At 62.0% G+C, this 17,293-nt stretch carries 15 protein-coding genes; 3 read left to right on the top strand and 12 right to left on the bottom strand.

Going from position 1 to position 17,293, the window contains the following annotated elements:
* Window positions 1-138: 138 nt before the first annotated feature.
* From HWE01_RS09065 to HWE01_RS09040, 6 genes are all read right to left on the bottom strand, one after another.
* Window positions 139-1,338: a restriction endonuclease gene (locus HWE01_RS09065; RefSeq protein WP_241821572.1), complete on the bottom strand. Its 1,200-nt coding sequence runs from the start codon at window positions 1,336-1,338 to the stop codon at window positions 139-141.
* Window positions 1,325-2,338: an adenine-specific DNA-methyltransferase gene (gene yhdJ, locus HWE01_RS09060; protein ID WP_241821571.1), complete on the bottom strand. Its 1,014-nt coding sequence runs from the start codon at window positions 2,336-2,338 to the stop codon at window positions 1,325-1,327. Before yhdJ ends, HWE01_RS09065 begins: the two co-directional genes overlap by 14 nt.
* 73 nt (window positions 2,339-2,411) lie before the next feature.
* Window positions 2,412-4,004 (bottom strand): glutamine-hydrolyzing GMP synthase, encoded by a 1,593-nt coding sequence (gene guaA, locus HWE01_RS09055; protein WP_008328528.1) that lies wholly within the window; start codon window positions 4,002-4,004, stop codon window positions 2,412-2,414.
* A 105-nt stretch (window positions 4,005-4,109) separates the two neighbouring features.
* Complete coding sequence (guaB, locus tag HWE01_RS09050) at window positions 4,110-5,579, bottom strand: IMP dehydrogenase (protein ID WP_008328526.1); 1,470 nt, start codon at window positions 5,577-5,579, stop codon at window positions 4,110-4,112.
* Window positions 5,580-5,711: 132 nt separating this feature from the next.
* The gene (locus tag HWE01_RS09045; RefSeq protein WP_175342529.1) at window positions 5,712-6,017 is read right to left on the bottom strand and encodes an RnfH family protein; all 306 of its coding nucleotides are present in this window, start codon (window positions 6,015-6,017) and stop codon (window positions 5,712-5,714) included.
* The gene (locus HWE01_RS09040) at window positions 6,010-6,441 is read right to left on the bottom strand and encodes a type II toxin-antitoxin system RatA family toxin (protein ID WP_008328522.1); all 432 of its coding nucleotides are present in this window, start codon (window positions 6,439-6,441) and stop codon (window positions 6,010-6,012) included. Before HWE01_RS09040 ends, HWE01_RS09045 begins: the two co-directional genes overlap by 8 nt.
* A gap of 67 nt (window positions 6,442-6,508) precedes the next feature.
* On the opposite strand from HWE01_RS09040, the gene smpB reads away from it, so the two are divergent.
* Window positions 6,509-6,958 (top strand): SsrA-binding protein SmpB, encoded by a 450-nt coding sequence (gene smpB, locus HWE01_RS09035; RefSeq protein ID WP_008328521.1) that lies wholly within the window; start codon window positions 6,509-6,511, stop codon window positions 6,956-6,958.
* A gap of 76 nt (window positions 6,959-7,034) precedes the next feature.
* Here smpB and HWE01_RS09030 read toward each other — a convergent pair whose 3' ends face one another.
* Window positions 7,035-8,621, bottom strand: a complete 1,587-nt coding sequence (locus HWE01_RS09030; RefSeq protein WP_241821570.1) for a tetratricopeptide repeat-containing glycosyltransferase family protein — start codon at window positions 8,619-8,621, stop codon at window positions 7,035-7,037.
* A 46-nt stretch (window positions 8,622-8,667) separates the two neighbouring features.
* Window positions 8,668-9,414 carry a hypothetical protein gene (locus HWE01_RS09025; RefSeq protein WP_241821569.1) on the bottom strand — a complete coding sequence of 249 codons (747 nt, stop codon included), beginning with the start codon at window positions 9,412-9,414 and terminating at the stop codon, window positions 8,668-8,670.
* 371 nt (window positions 9,415-9,785) lie between these two features.
* Between HWE01_RS09025 and HWE01_RS09020 the strand changes: the two genes are divergently transcribed.
* Together HWE01_RS09020 and HWE01_RS09015 are read left to right on the top strand one after the other, a co-directional pair.
* On the top strand, window positions 9,786-10,475 hold the full coding sequence (locus HWE01_RS09020; protein WP_008328501.1) for a response regulator transcription factor: 690 nt from the start codon (window positions 9,786-9,788) through the stop codon (window positions 10,473-10,475).
* Between the two features lies 1 nt (window position 10,476).
* Window positions 10,477-11,898, top strand: a complete 1,422-nt coding sequence (locus tag HWE01_RS09015) for an ATP-binding protein (RefSeq protein ID WP_008328500.1) — start codon at window positions 10,477-10,479, stop codon at window positions 11,896-11,898.
* Window positions 11,899-11,981: 83 nt separating this feature from the next.
* Here the strand turns inward: HWE01_RS09015 and HWE01_RS09010 are convergent, their stop codons facing one another.
* From HWE01_RS09010 to ppsA, 4 genes are all read right to left on the bottom strand, one after another.
* Complete coding sequence (locus HWE01_RS09010; protein ID WP_241821568.1) at window positions 11,982-13,238, bottom strand: serine hydrolase domain-containing protein; 1,257 nt, start codon at window positions 13,236-13,238, stop codon at window positions 11,982-11,984.
* A 3-nt stretch (window positions 13,239-13,241) separates the two neighbouring features.
* Window positions 13,242-14,153: an SPFH domain-containing protein gene (locus HWE01_RS09005; RefSeq protein ID WP_175342525.1), complete on the bottom strand. Its 912-nt coding sequence runs from the start codon at window positions 14,151-14,153 to the stop codon at window positions 13,242-13,244.
* Between the two features lie 49 nt (window positions 14,154-14,202).
* Window positions 14,203-14,637: an NfeD family protein gene (locus HWE01_RS09000; protein WP_008328497.1), complete on the bottom strand. Its 435-nt coding sequence runs from the start codon at window positions 14,635-14,637 to the stop codon at window positions 14,203-14,205.
* A gap of 300 nt (window positions 14,638-14,937) precedes the next feature.
* Window positions 14,938-17,292, bottom strand: coding sequence for a phosphoenolpyruvate synthase (gene ppsA, locus HWE01_RS08995; RefSeq protein WP_008328473.1), 2,355 nt, complete (start codon window positions 17,290-17,292; stop codon window positions 14,938-14,940).
* Between the last annotated feature and the right edge of the window lies 1 nt (window position 17,293).

Here is a 17,293-nt window from a genome sequence, read left to right as displayed (position 1 = left end):
GCGCGTCCCTTTGGCCGACCTGGCTGAGGGACGTCGCAGGATAGGCAAGACGACCGGACGCAATGAAGATTGCGTCCGGTTTTTTATTGCTGACGGGTGGGGCGCTGTGCGGGGCTCAGCGCATGCGCATGTAAAAAATTAGCCTTCCAGAAGAGACAGCGTAGCACCGCCCTCGTCGTCTTGTTCCTCGTCATCGTCGTTGTAATTGAACTCGACCTTGCTCTGCACGACGATTTCATCCATGACACTCTGAAGCCCGCCCGACTCCACCACGGCATCAAAAGCTGTCATCAGGTCTTTGACGTTGATGATCTCTTCCACGGCCTTCATGTAGGTCTCCACGATCGCCTCGATCCTGTATTTGGCCAAGGCCTGCTGGCGAATAGCTGTTCGAATCTGCTCGGCGCTCTCGACCGACTTCACGACGAAGCTGATCGGGAAGCGCTGCACCTTGTCGATATCGAGGAAGTATTTGTTGACATCGATGGTTTCCGTCACCTGAAAGAATCGTCCCAGGGGCTTCATGACGAAGTCAATTCCGCCGTCATTGGCATTGGTGCGACCCGTCTTGTAGAGCACGAGAGCGGTCTTGGCAACCGTCTCCTCTGTCTCACCAATCCAAATGGTTTCCTGCCCGTACTTGGCTTTGAGAATTGCGTAGCTGACTATCTCAAAGACGCGCGCATCAACGTTCGACGCAAGCTGCTGCACAACGAATGCGATGGCCTTCTCCGGGGCCTGCTTGCCCAGCTCCGCGATTTGCCGGCAGGTTTCCAGGAACCCTTCAAAGGCGGCACGCTTGGCCTCCACGTAGGCATTGATGATCTCGATCACCGCTGGGGCAATGTTGTAGATGTGGTCCTTGCCATCTTTATGGCGGACAGCGACTTGCAGCAAATCTTCCTGGATCCAGTAGCGCTGGGTCGCCACGTCACGAACGATAGGAGGCTTGCCGACAGAAGGGTAGAATTTCTTGAACTCGTCATTCAGGCGCGAATTGAGTGCATGATTCTGCAGCTTGGCGCCGAAAGGCAACTCGCGCTGGCGCCGGAACAAATCAGAAAAGCGAGCTCCCTCGTACTTCGCGTAGGACAGGCCAGCATTTTCCTTGGCGTAGCCCTTCTGGATGTAATCTTCAACGACGACGTAGAGCGCATAGTGATTGGCGAACGCGCCTCTGGCCTTCGATCCGCGGTTGGCTGCCCTGGTCTTGTTGTTCAGATAGCCCAGAATTGGGCTGCTCGTGAAAACATCGAGGGCATAGTCTCCAAAGTGCTTCTTCAGCACGGCGAGGAGGGTCGGGGTGAAAGCGTGATGGGCACTGTCAAAGCTTGGCATCGAATAGCCCTCCCTGCTCCTGCGCATCTGCCCCGCCTCTTGCCCCGTTGCCGTTCTTGCGAACGTAGGTCTTGTCCGGAGCCTCCAAGGTTTCTCCATTGAGCTGGGTCGCTATGCCAAGCCTGCGCAGGCCGATCTTCACGTAATCGGTCTGCAGCTCGATACCAATGGAACGCCGGCCCAGACGTTGCGCGACGGCGCATGTTGTAAACGTCCCGCCGAACGGGTCGAGAACCATGTCGCCAGGGTTGGAGCTGGCCTTGATGATGCGTTCAAGGAGCGCCTCCGGCTTCTGGCTCGGGTGCTCTTCGTATTCCGGCATACGGTACCGCACACGCGGCAGGTACCATGTATTGCCTGGCACTTTCGTCGTCTTGTAGGGGCTTGGGACCTCTTTGCGATAGTCCATGAGCTTTCGCACTGCCCCTGTCCTCGCTTCGACTTCAATGTCGGCCGCATTGAACGTGTAGGATTTCGCATCCTTGACGCAATAAAGAATCGGCTCATAGAGCGAGCCGAAAAATTTCTTCGCCTGCACTCCTGAGCTGTCGTAATGCCAGACGATGCGAGACAGTATGCTCATCCGTTGACGCAGCCACAGGTCAAGATAGGGCATCGCCTGTGTGCTGCTCATGACATACAGGCTCCCGCTGGGCTTGAGCTTGCGGATGCAGGCTTCAAGCCACCGATAGCACCACTCGGCATAGGCGAGGTCAGAAGGCCAGGCGTCCCTGAACTCACCGAACTTCTTGCCGATGTTGTAGGGCGGATCAGCAAAAATGAGGTCGACCGACGCATCTGGAATGCTGTCCAGAGCCTCAAGGCAGTCGCCATGAAAGACGGTGGTGACCTCGCCTTCGTATTTGTTTACCAACCCCGTACTCCTTGTAAGATTCGCCCGCACGGTCTGCATTGACGCGCATGCTGACCTGCCGTGAAAAGTCTTGCTTGCCGCTGCCAGCGCCAGCCAGCCCATCTCATTGAATGCCAGACCGAACAAGAAAAAGCCCGTGAAATCACAGGCTTGGGTGTTGTTTTCTGCCGATCAATGCCGGCAGTTTCCAGACATCAGGTCACTCCCACTCAATGGTCGCCGGCGGCTTCCCCGAAATGTCATAGACCACCCGGTTCAAGCCCCGCACCTCATTGATGATGCGGTTGGACACGCGGCCCAGCAACTCATGCGGCAGGTGCGCCCAATGCGCCGTCATGAAGTCCTGGGTCTGTACGGCACGCAAGGCCACCACGTATTCGTAGGTACGACCATCACCCATGACCCCAACCGACTTCACCGGCAGGAACACGGCAAAGGCCTGGCTGGTCTTCTCGTACCAGGTCTGGCCATCCTCATCCTTCGTATTGCGCAGTTCTTCGATGAAGATCGCATCGGCACGACGCAGCAGGTCGGCGTATTCCTTCTTCACTTCACCCAGGATACGCACGCCCAGGCCAGGGCCGGGGAACGGATGGCGATACACCATCTCCGGCGGCAGACCCAGCGCCACGCCCAGTTCGCGTACTTCGTCCTTGAACAGTTCGCGCAGCGGTTCCAGCAGCTTCAGGTTCAGCGTTTCCGGCAGGCCGCCGACATTGTGGTGGCTCTTGATGGTGTGGGCGGTCTTCTTGCCCTTGCCGGCGCTTTCGATCACGTCCGGATAGATGGTGCCCTGGGCCAGCCACTTGGCGCTGGTCAGCTTGGCCGATTCGGCCTGGAACACTTCCACGAACTCGCGGCCGATGATCTTGCGCTTGGCTTCCGGATCGGTCACGCCCGCCAGATGGCCCATGAACTGTGCGGTGGCGTCCACATGGATCACCTTCACGCCCAGGTTCTTTGCAAACATCTCCATGACCATCTTGCCTTCGTCCAGGCGCAGCAGGCCGTGGTCGACGAACACACAGGTCAGTTGGTCACCGATGGCGCGATGGATCAGCGCTGCCGCCACGCTGCTGTCCACACCGCCAGACAGGCCCAGGATGACTTCATCGCTGCCCACCTGCTGGCGGATCATCTCGACGGCTTCGGCGATGTAGTCCGGCATGTTCCAGTCCGACTGGCAGCCGCAGATCTCGTGCACGAAGCGGGCCAGCATGGCCTTGCCCTGCACGGTGTGGGTCACTTCCGGGTGGAACTGCACACCGTAGAAACGACGCTCCTCGTCGGCCATGCCGGCGATCGGACAGTTGCCGGTGGAAGCCATCAGCTTGAAGCCGGCCGGCATGTCATTGACCTTGTCGCCATGGCTCATCCAGACCTTCAGCATGCCGTGACCTTGGGCATTGGTGAAGTCGCTGATGTTGTCCAGCAGCTTGGTGTGGCCGTGGGCACGTACCTCGGCGTAGCCGAATTCGCGCAGGTGGCCGTTCTCGACCTTGCCGCCCAACTGCTCGGCCATGGTCTGCATGCCGTAGCAGATGCCCAGCACCGGCACGCCCAGTTCGAAGACCGCTTGCGGGGCGCGCGGGGTGTCGCCTTCGGTGACGCTGTTGGGGCCGCCGGAAAGGATGACGCCGGCCGCGCCGTAGTTGCGCACGAACTCGTCGGTCACGTCATGCGGGAATACCTCGGAAAACACACCGGCTTCGCGCACGCGGCGAGCGATGAGCTGGGTCACCTGGGAACCGAAGTCGAGGATCAGGATTTTCGAATGCGAATGCGTGGACATGGGCAGTGAGGTCTGGCTACGTTAAAAATGGACTTCTGAAAAGATCAACAGCCCGACAGCCTGGCACGAGGCCGGTGGACTGTCGGGCTGTGGCCGCATCGAAAATTACTCGGCGCGGTAGTTCGGGGCTTCCTTGGTGATCTGCACGTCGTGAACATGCGATTCACGCATGCCGGCTGCGGTGATCTCGACGAACTCGGCGCGCTCGCGGAAGTCGTCGATGGAGCCACAACCGCAGTAACCCATGGAGGAGCGCACACCGCCCACCAGTTGATACAGGATCGCGACCACCGAGCCCTTGTAGGCGACGCGGCCTTCGATGCCTTCCGGCACGAACTTGTCGGCGGTGTTGTCGCCGTCCTGGAAGTAGCGATCGGCCGAACCGTCGGCCATCGCTCCCAGCGAACCCATGCCGCGATACGACTTGTAGCTGCGACCCTGGTACAGGATCACTTCGCCCGGGGCTTCTTCGGTACCGGCGAACATGCTGCCCATCATCACGGCCGAAGCGCCGGCGGCCAGCGCCTTGGCGACGTCGCCCGAGAAGCGGATGCCGCCGTCAGCGATCACCGGCACGCCAGTGCCCTTCAGGGCTTCGGCGACGTTGGCGATGGCCGAGATCTGCGGCACGCCGACACCGGCGACGATACGGGTGGTGCAGATGGAGCCGGGGCCGATACCGACCTTGACGGCATCGGCACCATGCTCGACCAGGGCCTTGGCAGCGGCGGCGGTAGCGATGTTGCCGCCGATGACTTCCACGTGCGGGAACTTGGTCTTGACCCACTTGACGCGGTTGAGCACGCCAGCCGAGTGGCCGTGGGCAGTATCGACCACAATCACGTCCACGCCGGCGGCGACCAGCAGCTCGATGCGCTCGTCATTGTCCGGGCCCACGCCGACGGCAGCGCCCACGCGCAGCTTGCCGTGTTCGTCCTTGCAGGCGAAGGGGTGTTCGGTGGATTTCTCGATGTCCTTGACGGTGATCAGGCCGCGCAGCTCAAACGCATCGTTGACCACCATCACGCGCTCCAGGCGGTGCTTGTTCATCAGGCGCTTGGCTTCTTCGGGATCGGCGCTGGAGCCGTTTTCCTTGACGTAAACCAGCTTCTCGCGCGGGGTCATCTTGGCGCGGACTTCCGCGTCCAGTTCTTCTTCGAAACGCAGGTCGCGGTTGGTGATGATGCCCACCAGCGCCTTGCCTTCCACCACCGGGAAACCGGAGATGCCATGCTGCTTGGACAGCGCGATGACATCACGGATCTTCATGGTGGGGGGGATGGTGATCGGATCGCGGACCACGCCGGATTCGAAACGCTTGACCTTGGAAACCTCGCGCGCCTGTTCCTTGGGCGTCAGGTTCTTGTGGATGATGCCGATGCCGCCCTCTTGCGCCATGGCAATGGCCAGGCGAGCTTCAGTGACGGTGTCCATCGCCGCCGAGACCAGCGGAATGTTCAGCGAAATGTTGCGCGTCAGGCGCGTGGTCAGGGAAGTGTCTTTGGGGAGGATGTCCGAGAAGGCCGGAACGAGCAGCACATCATCGAACGTGAGTGCTTTTTGGAGAAGACGCATAGTGTTTCCTATAGGCGCAAAAGCGAATTATACAGAAAAGCTGATCGCGCGTCTTGCTCTACTTGCGTTTTGCCCTCCGGGCGTCGTAAAAATGCCGGAAGGCTGGGGCTCTGGGCCGGGCAGCAGCGCCGCTCAAGGGCGGTCGGCTTGCTCCCGGTGCGCGGCACGGCGGCGGCGCGACTGCTTGGGGTCCGCAATCAGCGGCCGGTAGATCTCGATGCGGTCACGCGCGCGCAGGGGCGTATCCATGGTCTTGAGCTTGCCGAAGATACCGACCTTGCATACTGCCAGGTCGATGGCCGGCTGCTCGCGCAGCAGGCCGCTCTCCAGGATGGCCTGCTGGATCGTGCAACCCGGCGCCACCCGCAAGTCTTTCAGAATCTGCAGTCCGGGCGCGGCGTAGCAGAGCTGGACTTGCAAAAAGGCATCGTCAGCCATATATCTGTTCGGCGCGTTTGCAGAAGGAATCGACGAAGCTGTTGGCGATCATGCTGAAGACCGGCCCGATCACTCCCTCCAGGATGCGGCTGGAAAATTCATATTCCATGTCGAATTCGATCTTGCAGGCATCCTCGCGCAGCGGTTTGAAGGTCCAGCGGCCTTCGAAATGCTTGAACGGGCCTTCCACCAGGCGCATGGTCATGCTGGTGGGGGGCACGTTGGTATTCTGGGTGCTGAAGGATTGCTTCAAGCCGTGATAATTGATCTTGATCTTGGCCGTGAGACTCTGGTCACTGCGTTCAGACACCTCGACACCGCCACACCAGGGCAGGAATTCAGGGTAGTCCTCAACCTTGTCGACCAGGTTGAACATCTGCTGCGCGCTATAGTTGATCAGAACGGTTTTGTGTACGACTGCCATCGAGGGTGATCCGTTTGATAAAATCGCAAAGGCACAATTTTAACCGACGAGACGAATTTTTATTTAGATGAGCATTATTGATAACAAAAAGGCCTTTTTCGATTACTTCATCGAAGAGCGATTCGAAGCAGGCCTCGTCTTGCAAGGTTGGGAAGTCAAATCGATCCGCGCCGGCCGCGTGCAACTCAAGGAAGCCTACGTGATCGTGCGCAATGGCGAGGTCTATCTGTTCGGCTGCCACATCAGTGCGCTGACCAGCACCTCCACGCACGTGCATCCGGAAACCACGCGCACCCGCAAGCTACTCTTGAATGCCGCCGAAATCAGCAAGCTGATCGGCAAGGTGGAGCGTTCCGGCTACACGCTGGTGCCGCTGAACCTGCACTACAGCAAAGGGCGCGTCAAATGCGACATCGGCCTGGCCAAGGGCAAGAAGCAGCACGACAAGCGCGAGACCGAAAAGCAACGCGACAGCCAGCGTGAAATCCAGACGGCGATGAAGCAGCACCGCCGCTGATCCCGACCTGCATTCCCCGTCACTGCGACCACGGCTGCCTTGGGCAGCCGTTTTCATGTCGGCACGGTTGGCCTGCTCATGCCCAATCGGCAAAACGCGCACGACAAGCGGCAATGATCTCGTCGACGACACTGCCCCACTGCCCGCGCTCTTGCTGCCGGAACAGCTTCACCGAGGGATACCAGACACTCTGCTCCCCCTCCCTGCCCCAGCGCCACTCCCCCTCCAGCCGCTGCGGCAGAAAACAGGGTAAGCCCAGCGCACCGGCCAGATGCACCACGGCGGTATCGACGCTGATGATCAGGTCCAGCGCACAGGCCAGCGCAGCGGTATCACCCCAGTCTGCAAGAGGCAGAGTCGTGAGCCTGGCGGCCAGGGTCTGATGGAGCGCCTGATCGGTCAGCGGGATCTCCCTCTGCAGGCTGACCACTTCCACCGGCAGATCAAACAGCGGCAGCAGATCGGCCAGCGGCACATCACGGCTGGGATGCGGGGTGGCGTACTGGCGTCCGGCCCAGGCCAGCCCGATACGGGGAAGGCGGACCGGGCTTGCGGCACCGGCTCCCTCGCAGAGACGCCGTTGCCAGTCCTGCACGCGTGCCGGGTCCGCCAGCAGATAGGGAGGGGACGGCGCCTGGCACGGATGCGGCCGCTCCAGCAGCAGGGGCAGGCTGAGCAGGGAAGCATGGCAATCGTGCGCTCCGGCCTCGTCGACATGCGCCACGCAGCGCACCTGCGGAAAGGACCGGGCCACAACGGCCAGCAAGCCCGCCGGTGCACACAGCGTGACCCGGTCCGCCTGCTGCGCCACCAAAGGCAGATAGCGGACAAATTGCAGACAATCGCCCTGCCCCTGCTCGGACCACAACAGTACGTGCTTGCCGCCGAGCGCCTCGCCCGGCTGCCAGCGCGGACTGGGGCTGACAATGGCACGCCGCGCCAGCTCCGGAATCTGGAAGCGAACTTCATGTGCGCGCCATCCCTGGACATAGTCCCCGCGCGTGAGCAGCATATGGGCGCGCCCCACCTGGGCTTGCGGGAAGTCGGGGTAGCAACGCAAGGCTTCTTCATATCCGGCCAGCGCCGCCTCGATCCGGCCCATGCGGCGCAGGATGTCGGCACGGTTGAAGGCGATCAGGGCGCGCGTCTCGCCCTCCTCTGCGTCGGGGGAATAGCAATCCAGCGCTTGCTCATGTCGATTGAGCCGCAGCAGGATGTCGGCGTACAGGGTCTGCTGGTCGAGCCTGGGCAGCGGGCAGGCGGCTTCGATGGCCGCCAGCGCCTGCTGCGGCTGGTCGAGCCGGTAATGCAGGCGCGCCAGCAAAACCAGCCTGTCGGTGCGCGACAGGTCTTGCTGGACGCGCCGGGCTTCCAGGGCATCGATCCATTGCAGCAGGACGGCGCGATGCGCCACCCGGGCTTCGTCGTAGTCAGGAACCAGATCGAGACAAGCTTCGTAGGCGGCGGCTGCGCCGGCCAGATCGGCGCGCTCCAGCAGCAGGGCAGCGCGCTGCATGTGCACGGGCAGAAAGCCGGCATCGAGCAGCAGGGCCTGATCCAGTGCGGCCAGGGCCGCGCCAGGCTGGCCGGCACCGCGCAGGGCGATGGCCTCGCACATCAGGCCCATGATGCCGGCCAGGGTGGCGGGGTCGGGAGCATTCATGGCCGGCAGCTTAGCACGGCCGCCGTCGACCGAAGCACCCGTCCCCTCACGCGGTCGTGTCGATCAGGTTGCCGGTGGTCTTGCCTGCGGCCAGCTTGCTTTGCAGGTTCTGCAGGAAGCTGGAGAGAGACGTCGTGCTCGAGGACGCACCCAGCGAACTGAGCAGATTGCTGAAGGCGCTCTCCAGCGAAGACACGGTGCCATCGCTGGAACCGGCATCGGTCCCGCTGCTGCTGCCGGAAAGACTGGAAATGAGGCTCTGGAGATCGGTCTCCAGACCACCCCCGGGCGGCGGCGGGCGGCCGCCAGGCGTGTAGGAACGCACGGTAGTGTCGGTGCTGGCCGTGCTACTGGTGCTGGCAGTGCTGCTGGTATCGCTGGTCGCCGCCACGCTGTCGGTGCTGCTGGCGCTGTCCGTGGAAGAGGTCGCGCCGGACGGCGGCGGCCCCGGGGGCGGATTGTTCTGGCCCTGCAACGCCGCCATCAGCTCCTGCAGGAAGGCATCGAGCTTGGAATCGACATTGGAGGACGAAATGCTGCTGGAAGAGGAAGTCGAGGTCGCCGAACTGGCCGAAGTGGCACTGGTGGCGGTGCTGTCGAGCTCCACGCCCAGCGAGGACAGGATATCCTTGAGCGCACCGATCAGGCCGCCGCCCTTCTCTGCGCGCGGTGGCGGCGGCGGTGGCGGCACATCGGTGCGCGCGGTGGCGCTGGTGGAAAAGCCGCTGCTACCGGATAACGCCGACAGATTGGCGAGACTGAAATTGCTGGACGACACGCTGCTCATGGCCATGACGGACTCCTTTTATTGTGCGCGATGCCCCGTGCATCGCTCCCTTGTACATGCCAAAAGTATCGGTCATCAAGACGTGTTAAGTTCACGCCTGCTGCGTAAAGCCGAGTAAAGTCTTGTTAAGCCCGGTTCCCCGCCATCCCGCTCCAGGCCAGGCGCGATGCGGGTTGCCGCCTGGCACTGGTGAATATCCGGGAAGCGAAATGCGAGTTCACCTGCTCTTCGGGCAGGTCGCCAAGCGCGGTAAATGAATGTAAAGATGCAATTGTAAAGAAGGACTGAAACACTTCTGCAAAACCTTTTACGGCATATTACGGGCTGCCGACGCCCTGCGGCCTGGAGGCAGGGCAATTCGAGAATGGAATGCAGCAATGTCTAAAGTGCTTTTGATCGACGATGACGTGGAACTCGTCGAGATGCTCAAGGAATACCTGGAGCAGGAAAAATTCGAAGTCAACGTCGCCCATGACGGTGAAGCCGGTGCCGCCGAGGCGCTTACCGGACAGTACGCCATCGCCGTGCTGGATGTGATGATGCCGCGCCTGAACGGCGTCGACACCCTGCGCCGCATCCGCGCCAAGAGCAACATGCCGGTGGTGATGCTCACCGCCAAGGGCGACGACACCGACCGCATCATCGGCCTGGAACTGGGTGCCGACGACTACGTCCCCAAGCCCTGCACCCCGCGCGAGATTGCCGCACGCATCCGTGCCATCCTGCGCCGCGCCTCGGCCGAGAACAGTGAGCAGGCGCCCTATTCCCCGCTGGCCGTGGGTGCCCTGTCGATGTGGCCGGAACAGCGTCGCGCCACCTGGAACGGCCGTCCGCTGGAACTGACCAGCAGCGAATTCAACCTGCTCGAAGTCCTGGCCCGCAACGCCGGCAAGCCGGTCAGCAAGCAGACCCTGTCCGAACAGGGCCTGGGCCGTCCGCTGGCGCGCTTCGACCGCAACATCGACGTGCACCTCTCCAGCATCCGTCAGAAGATCGCCGCGCTGGGCAGCGACAAGAGCTGCATTCAGACCGTCTACCGCCTGGGCTATCAGTTCATCAAGGAATAAAGTGGGCCGGCTTTTCTGGAAGTTCTTCTTCTTCATCGCGATCGCCCAGATCACTGCCACCTTCGGCGTGGGCGTGCTGTTCTGGATCGAGAATCTGGAACGCAGCAACCGCAATTCGGAGATCGACCTCAGTCCGCCGGCTTCCTTCATGATCCGCTCGGCCGCCGCCACCCTGCAGTTCGGAGGCCCGGAAGCCCTGCGCAGCCTGATCAACGAAGGTCGGCCACATCGCCTGCAACTGTATGCGGTCGACGAAAACAACCAGGACCTGATGGGCCGCGAGGTGTCTGCGCATCTGGTAGCACAGGCACGCCGGGTGCTGACCACCGAGCGTGATCGCCGGGTGGTGGAGCTGGTCAAGGCCGCCAACGGCCACAGCTACCTGATGTTCATTCCCACGCCCAACGACGAGTTCGGTCCGCCGCCGGGGGGCATGCCGGGTCCCGAGCCGCGCTTCATGAAGGAGCACGGTCCCAAGCCGCTGTTCTTCCCGACCATGCCCATCGTCGTGGCGCTGCTGGCCAGTCTGGTGTTTGCGCTGCTGCTGGCCTGGTACTTCTCGCATCCGATCCGGCATCTCAAGAACGCCCTCAACCAGGCCGCCAATGGCAATCTGGATCTTGAGCTGGAGCCGGTCATGAGCGCCCGCAACGATGAACTGGCCGACCTGGGCCGCGACTTCGACGTCATGACGAGCAAGCTGCGCACCCTGATGGAAAGCCAGCGCCGCCTGTTGCACGACGTCTCGCACGAGCTGCGCTCACCCATTGCGCGCCTGCAGATGGCCATCGGCCTGGCGCGCGTGCAAGACAAGGACAAGCTGGAACTAACCCTGGAACGCATCGAACGCGAGAGCGTGCGCATGGACAAGCTGGTGGGTGAATTGCTGACCCTCTCGCGCCTGGAAGCCAATGTGCCCGGCTCCATGGAAGAAGCCATCGCCATCCAGCCCTTGCTGGCCGACATGACCAATGACGCCAGTTTCGAGGCCGAGGCGTTGGGCAAGGAGGTGGAAAGCAGCATCGATTGCAGGGTGCAGGTCAAGGGCAATCCTGAACTGCTCTACCGCGCCATCGAAAACGTGCTGCGCAACGCCATCAAGCACACCGCGCCCGAGACGGCGGTACAGGTCGTGACCGAGATCGACGAAGACAACAAGCTGCTGCACCTGTCCATCCTGGATCGCGGGCCGGGCGTGCCGGAGGAAGAAATGGACAGCATCTTCGAACTGTTCTTCCGCAGCAGCCGTACCAAGAGCAACAGTGCCGGACATGGACTGGGACTATCGATTGCCCGCCGCATCGTGGAGGCGCACCAGGGCTTCATCCGTGCCGCCAACCGGCGTGATGGCGGGCTGCGGGTGGACATTACCCTGCCCTTCATGGCCGACGAGCCGGCACGCGGAGAAACGCTGGAGAGCTGAACGCCGCGGTCAGCATCCATCACATCAAGCCCCGTCCCGCTTCACGCCGGACGGGGCTTTTCAATGTGCGGCTGATCCCTGGGTCAGGGCGCAGCCGGATTGATGATGGCATTCATCAGCCCGCGCTGCACCGCCACCTGGAAAGCCTGCAGCTCGGTCACGCCTTGCTCGGGCGGATAGGGAATCGGCAAGCGGTTCATCAGCACGGCCCAAGTCCAGCCATCGGCACGCCATTGCAGGTAGGCATAGGTGCCGGTAGTCAGTGCGCCGCTGTGGGAGAGGATCTCCACGCCATGGCTGCGGGTGACGACCCAGCCCAGCCCGTAGTTGTTCTCGGCCTGGGCGGGATTGCGCTGCTGCATCAGCGCCAGCGTCTGCGGCTGCAGCAAGGCCGGCATGCCGCGTCCTTGCGTGGCATCGGCAAAGCGCACCAGATCGGTGGCCGTGGCGATCCAGCCAGCGGTGGCATCCATGCTCCGGAAGTGCAGCCCCGAGTAGGACTCCGGACCGGTGGCGCCGCTGCCGTCGCGATCGGCGACCGCGGGCCAGCGCGGGTCATCGTAGTAGACAGTCTCATTGGCCGCGCGCTCGATGCGGCGGTCGCCGGCGATGGCGGCGTCCTCCACCCTGGAAGGCTTGAACACCAGCGACTGTACCGCCTGCTCGTAGGACATACCGGACTTCTGCTCGATGATGCGGCCCAGGACGTTGTAGGCGAAATTGCTGTAGAAATATTCACTTCCGGGCGCTGCATCCAGCAAGCGCTGCTTGAGCACGTAGGCCATCACATCGTACGCCGAGGCCGGGGCCGGCACCTGACGCGCCCTGGCGATGTTGACCAGATCGTATTGCGGATCATAGTCGCTGCCACCCCAGCCGCTGGTGTGCTGCAGGAGTTCGCGCAGGGTGATCTGCAACACCCGCTGATCCAGCGGCTGGGCGAAATCGGGATAGGCCGAGTCCGGCAACAAGCCCTCCGGGCCGAACACGGGGCGATCCAGCGCCTGCGGCAATTCCTTCTCGAACAGCTTGAGCACCGCCACAGCCGTCACCGCCTTGGAGATGCTGCCGATACGAAAACGTGTGATGGGCGTGACCGGCGTGTTGGTTTCGGTCACCGCCATGCCATAGCCGCGCTGGTAGACCGGCTTGCCCTGATAGGCAATCGCGATGCTGGCCCCCGGCACCGGGTATTGCGCCAGCAATTGCGTCATCTGCTGGTCGACGCGTTCGGCCAGGGCGGCCTGGTCGACCTCCTGCGCGGCGGCGCCAACGGAAATGCACACCAGGCCAGCCGCCAGCAGCCTGACCATGAGAACGGACGTAAAACGTGGACGCATGACTTATTTCTGTTGTTTCACCACTTGCAGGGCCGAAGCGATCAGCCCGCTCATGTCCGACAGGTTGGCCGGCACGATGATGGAATTGTTGGTCTTGGCCAGCTTGCCGAAGGCTTCCACGTACTGCTCGGCCACCTTCAGGTTGACGGCGTCCGAGCCGCCCGGCTGCTCGATGGCGGCGGCGGTCTTGCGGATGGCCTCGGCACTGGCTTCGGCAATCGCAAGGATGGCGGCGGCCTGACCTTGGGCGCGGTTGATGGAAGCCTGCTTCTCGCCTTCGGAGCGGGCAATGGCGGCTTCACGCTCGCCGGTGGCAATGTTGATCTGCTCCTGCTTGCGGCCTTCGGAGGCGGCGATCAGGGCGCGCTTTTCGCGTTCAGCGGTAATCTGGGCCTGCATGGCATGCAGGATTTCCTTGGGCGGGGTCAGGTCCTTGATCTCGTAGCGCAGCACCTTCACGCCCCAGTTCTCGGCCGATTCATCGATGGCGCTGACGATGGCGGTGTTGATGTGGTCGCGTTCTTCAAAGGTTTTATCCAGTTCCATCTTGCCGATCACCGAGCGCAGCGTGGTCTGGGCCAGCTGCGTGATGGCGGCGATGTAGTTGGAGGAGCCATAAGAGGCGCGCATCGGATCGGTGATCTGGAAATACAGGATGCCGTCGACCTGCAATTGGGTGTTGTCCTTGGTGATGCAGACCTGCGGCGGCACATCCAGCGGGATTTCCTTGAGGATGTGCTTGTAGGCCACGCGGTCGATGAAGGGCACCACGATGTTCAGACCCGGGGCCAGCGTGGCGTGGTATTTGCCCAGGCGTTCGACCACCCAGGCGTGCTGCTGCGGGACCACCTTGACCGTCTGCACGACGAAGACGATGGCAAGGAAGAAAATGACCAGAGTAACGCTACCCAGCATGGAATTCTCCTGAAAACGAGAGGGGGGAAGAAAGAAATGAAGATACCGATCAACGCGGCGCAACCAGCAAGCGGCTGCCACGGATTTCGCGGATGACGAAGCTGCCGGGACTGGCATGATGGCCGGGCAGCAGCTCCACATCCCACTGCGCGCCGCGATAAGGCACGCGCGCCATGAACTGGTTGCCGTGCGACTGCCAGGCCGCAACCTCGACACTCTGGCCGATATCCAGCAGCAGATTGGGATCATCGTTGGCGCTGCTGCGGCGCAGGCGGCCATAAGGACTGCGGCGCAAGCCCAGCACGGCAGCCACACCCACCACGGCGGCCATCAGCAACTGCCACTCCAGCACCAGCCCGCACCACGCGGCGATGGCACCGGCCGCCATGCCCAGCGCGATCATGAGCAGGTAAAAGGTGCCTGTGAAGAGTTCTGCACCCAGCAGCCCGCCAGCCAGCACCAGCCAGATAGCCCAGTCGGTCATCGTTGAACCCCCATGAAGAAAACTGCAAACACGGCAAGTCTACCGCAGCTTGGGAAAATAGAACTCATTTCACCAATAGGCGTGAGTGTGAGCGAGTCCGTTTTGGGATGAAGTGCAAGGCGCGAATTAGGGTCAAGACTGGGCGTCTTGACCCTAATTCGTAACGCAGCAATTCGCCCAAACGGGCCGCTTGCGCTCACGCCTATTGGTGAAATGAGTTCTTAAAACAAAGGCGCGGACATTTCTGCCCGCGCCTTTTACTTCTTTCGAAGTCCGTCGTGAGTGACGCTTAGAGCTTCATCACTTCTTTGCCAGTTGCTGCCAGGTGTCGATGACGGTATCCGGGTTCAGCGAGATGGACTCGATGCCCTGCTCCATCAGCCATTCGGCGAAGTCCGGATGATCCGACGGACCCTGACCACAGATGCCGACGTACTTGCCCTTTTCGCGGCAGGTAGCAATGACCTTGGTCAGCAAGGCCTGCACGGCCGGATCACGCTCGTCGAAGTCAGCGGCCAGCAGTTCCATGCCGGAATCGCGGTCCAGGCCCAGGGTCAGCTGGGTCAGGTCGTTGGAACCGATGGAGAAGCCATCGAAGTGCTCCAGGAACTGCTCGGCCAGAATCGCGTTGGACGGCACTTCGCACATCATGATGACGCGCAGGCCGTTCTCGCCACGCTTGAGACCATACTTGCCCAACAGACCAATGACCTTCTCGGCCTGGCCCAGGGTACGCACGAAGGGCACCATCACCTCGACGTTGGTCAGGCCCATGTCTTCACGCACGCGCTTCATGGCCAGGCATTCCATCTGGAAGGCTTCGGCGAAGTCGTCGGCCAGGTAGCGCGCGGCGCCACGGAAGCCCAACATCGGGTTTTCTTCGTCCGGCTCGTAGCGCGAACCGCCGATGAGCTTCTTGTACTCGTTGGACTTGAAGTCCGACAGACGCACGATCACCGGCTTGGGCCAGAAGGCGGCGGCGATGGTGGCGATGCCTTCGGCCAGCTTGTCGACGTAGAAGGCCTTGGGCGAGGCATGGCCACGGGCCACCGATTCGACGGCCTTCTTCAGGTCGGCGTCGATGTTCGGGTATTCCAGGATGGCCTTGGGGTGCACACCGATGTTGTTGTTGATGATGAATTCCAGACGCGCCAGGCCGACACCGCCGTTGGGAATCGACTGGAAGTCGAAGGCCAGCTGCGGATTGCCCACATTCATCATCACCTTCAGCGGGATCGGCGGCAGTTCGCCACGGGCCACTTCGGTCACTTCGGTTTCCAGCAGGCCGTCGTAGATCTTGCCTTCGTCGCCTTCGGCGCAGGAGACCGTCACCAGGGTGCCATCCTTGAGCACTTCGGTGGCATCACCACAACCCACGACCGCCGGCACGCCCAGTTCACGCGCGATGATGGCGGCGTGGCAGGTACGGCCGCCACGGTTGGTGACGATGGCCGAGGCACGCTTCATGACCGGTTCCCAGTTGGGGTCGGTCATGTCGGCCACCAGCACGTCGCCAGGCTGCACACGTTCCATTTCAGCCGGATCGCTGATGACGCGCACCGGACCGGCGCCGATCTTCTGGCCGATCGCACGGCCGGTGGCCAGCACGGTGCCCGAACTCTTGAGCTTGAAGCGCTGTTGCGCATCGGTGGCCTTCTGCTGCGACTTCACCGTTTCCGGACGAGCCTGCAGGATGTAGAGCTTGCCGTCGCGGCCGTCCTTGCCCCATTCGATGTCCATCGGACGCTGGTAGTGCTTCTCGATGATGGTGGCGTACTTGGCCAGTTCCACCACTTCGGCGTCGGTCAGGGAATAGCGGTTGCGCAGTTCCACCGGCACATCCACGGTCTTGACCGAACGGCCGGCCTTGGCTTCGCCGGTGAATTCCATCTTGATCAGCTTTGAACCCAGGTTGCGGCGGATCACCGGCTGCTTGCCCAGTTCCAGCATGGGCTTGTGGACGTAGTATTCGTCCGGGTTGACGGCACCCTGCACCACGGTTTCACCCAGGCCATAGCTGGAGGTGATGAAGACCACATCCTTGAAGCCGGACTCGGTGTCGATGGTGAACATCACGCCCGCCGCGCCCACGTCCGAACGGACCATGCGCTGCACGCCGGCCGACAGGGCCACTTCCGCGTGGGTGAAGCCCTTGTGGACGCGATAGGAGATCGCGCGATCGTTGTAGAGCGAGGCGAAGACGTGCTTCATGGCTTCGAGCACGTTGTCGATGCCGACCACGTTCAGGAAGGTTTCCTGCTGGCCGGCGAAGGACGCGTCAGGCAGGTCTTCTGCAGTGGCCGAAGAACGCACGGCGAAGGACATCTCGGCGGTCGAATCGGCCACCAGCTTGTCGTAGAAGGCACGGATTTCCTGATCCAGGCGCGGCTGGAACGGGGTTTCGACGATCCATTGACGGATCTCGGCACCGGCTTGCGCCAGCGAGCGCACGTCATCGATATCCAGACCTTCGAGACGTTTGGCGATACGGGCGGCCAGGGTCGGGCCGCCATCGGCGCTGTGCTCCAGGAAATCACGGAAAGCTTGCGCAGTCGTGGCAAAACCGCCCGGCACGCGAACGCCCGCGCCGGCCAGTTGGGAGATCATTTCACCCAGCGATGCGTTTTTGCCACCGACGGACTCGACGTCCGTCATG

Source organism: Herbaspirillum sp. C7C8 (genome assembly GCF_022627875.1).
Taxonomy (GTDB): domain Bacteria; phylum Pseudomonadota; class Gammaproteobacteria; order Burkholderiales; family Burkholderiaceae_D; genus Herbaspirillum.
Note: the sequence above shows the minus strand (reverse complement) of the source record. Positions and strands in the feature narration are given on the sequence as shown.

Bases quoted from the DNA above. Each gene is read 5' to 3' on its own strand.
- HWE01_RS09065 (WP_241821572.1), bottom strand. From the start codon at position 1,338: ATGCCAAGCTTTGACAGTGCCCATCACGCTTTCACCCCGACCCTCCTC.
- guaA (WP_008328528.1), bottom strand. From the start codon at position 4,004: ATGTCCACGCATTCGCATTCGAAAATCCTGATCCTCGACTTCGGTTCC.
- guaB (WP_008328526.1), bottom strand. From the start codon at position 5,579: ATGCGTCTTCTCCAAAAAGCACTCACGTTCGATGATGTGCTGCTCGTT.
- HWE01_RS09045 (WP_175342529.1), bottom strand. From the start codon at position 6,017: ATGGCTGACGATGCCTTTTTGCAAGTCCAGCTCTGCTACGCCGCGCCC.
- HWE01_RS09040 (WP_008328522.1), bottom strand. From the start codon at position 6,441: ATGGCAGTCGTACACAAAACCGTTCTGATCAACTATAGCGCGCAGCAG.
- smpB (WP_008328521.1), top strand. From the start codon at position 6,509: ATGAGCATTATTGATAACAAAAAGGCCTTTTTCGATTACTTCATCGAA.
- HWE01_RS09030 (WP_241821570.1), bottom strand. From the start codon at position 8,621: ATGAATGCTCCCGACCCCGCCACCCTGGCCGGCATCATGGGCCTGATG.
- HWE01_RS09025 (WP_241821569.1), bottom strand. From the start codon at position 9,414: ATGGCCATGAGCAGCGTGTCGTCCAGCAATTTCAGTCTCGCCAATCTG.
- HWE01_RS09020 (WP_008328501.1), top strand. From the start codon at position 9,786: ATGTCTAAAGTGCTTTTGATCGACGATGACGTGGAACTCGTCGAGATG.
- HWE01_RS09010 (WP_241821568.1), bottom strand. From the start codon at position 13,238: ATGCGTCCACGTTTTACGTCCGTTCTCATGGTCAGGCTGCTGGCGGCT.
- HWE01_RS09005 (WP_175342525.1), bottom strand. From the start codon at position 14,153: ATGCTGGGTAGCGTTACTCTGGTCATTTTCTTCCTTGCCATCGTCTTC.
- HWE01_RS09000 (WP_008328497.1), bottom strand. From the start codon at position 14,637: ATGACCGACTGGGCTATCTGGCTGGTGCTGGCTGGCGGGCTGCTGGGT.
- ppsA (WP_008328473.1), bottom strand. From the start codon at position 17,292: ATGACGGACGTCGAGTCCGTCGGTGGCAAAAACGCATCGCTGGGTGAA.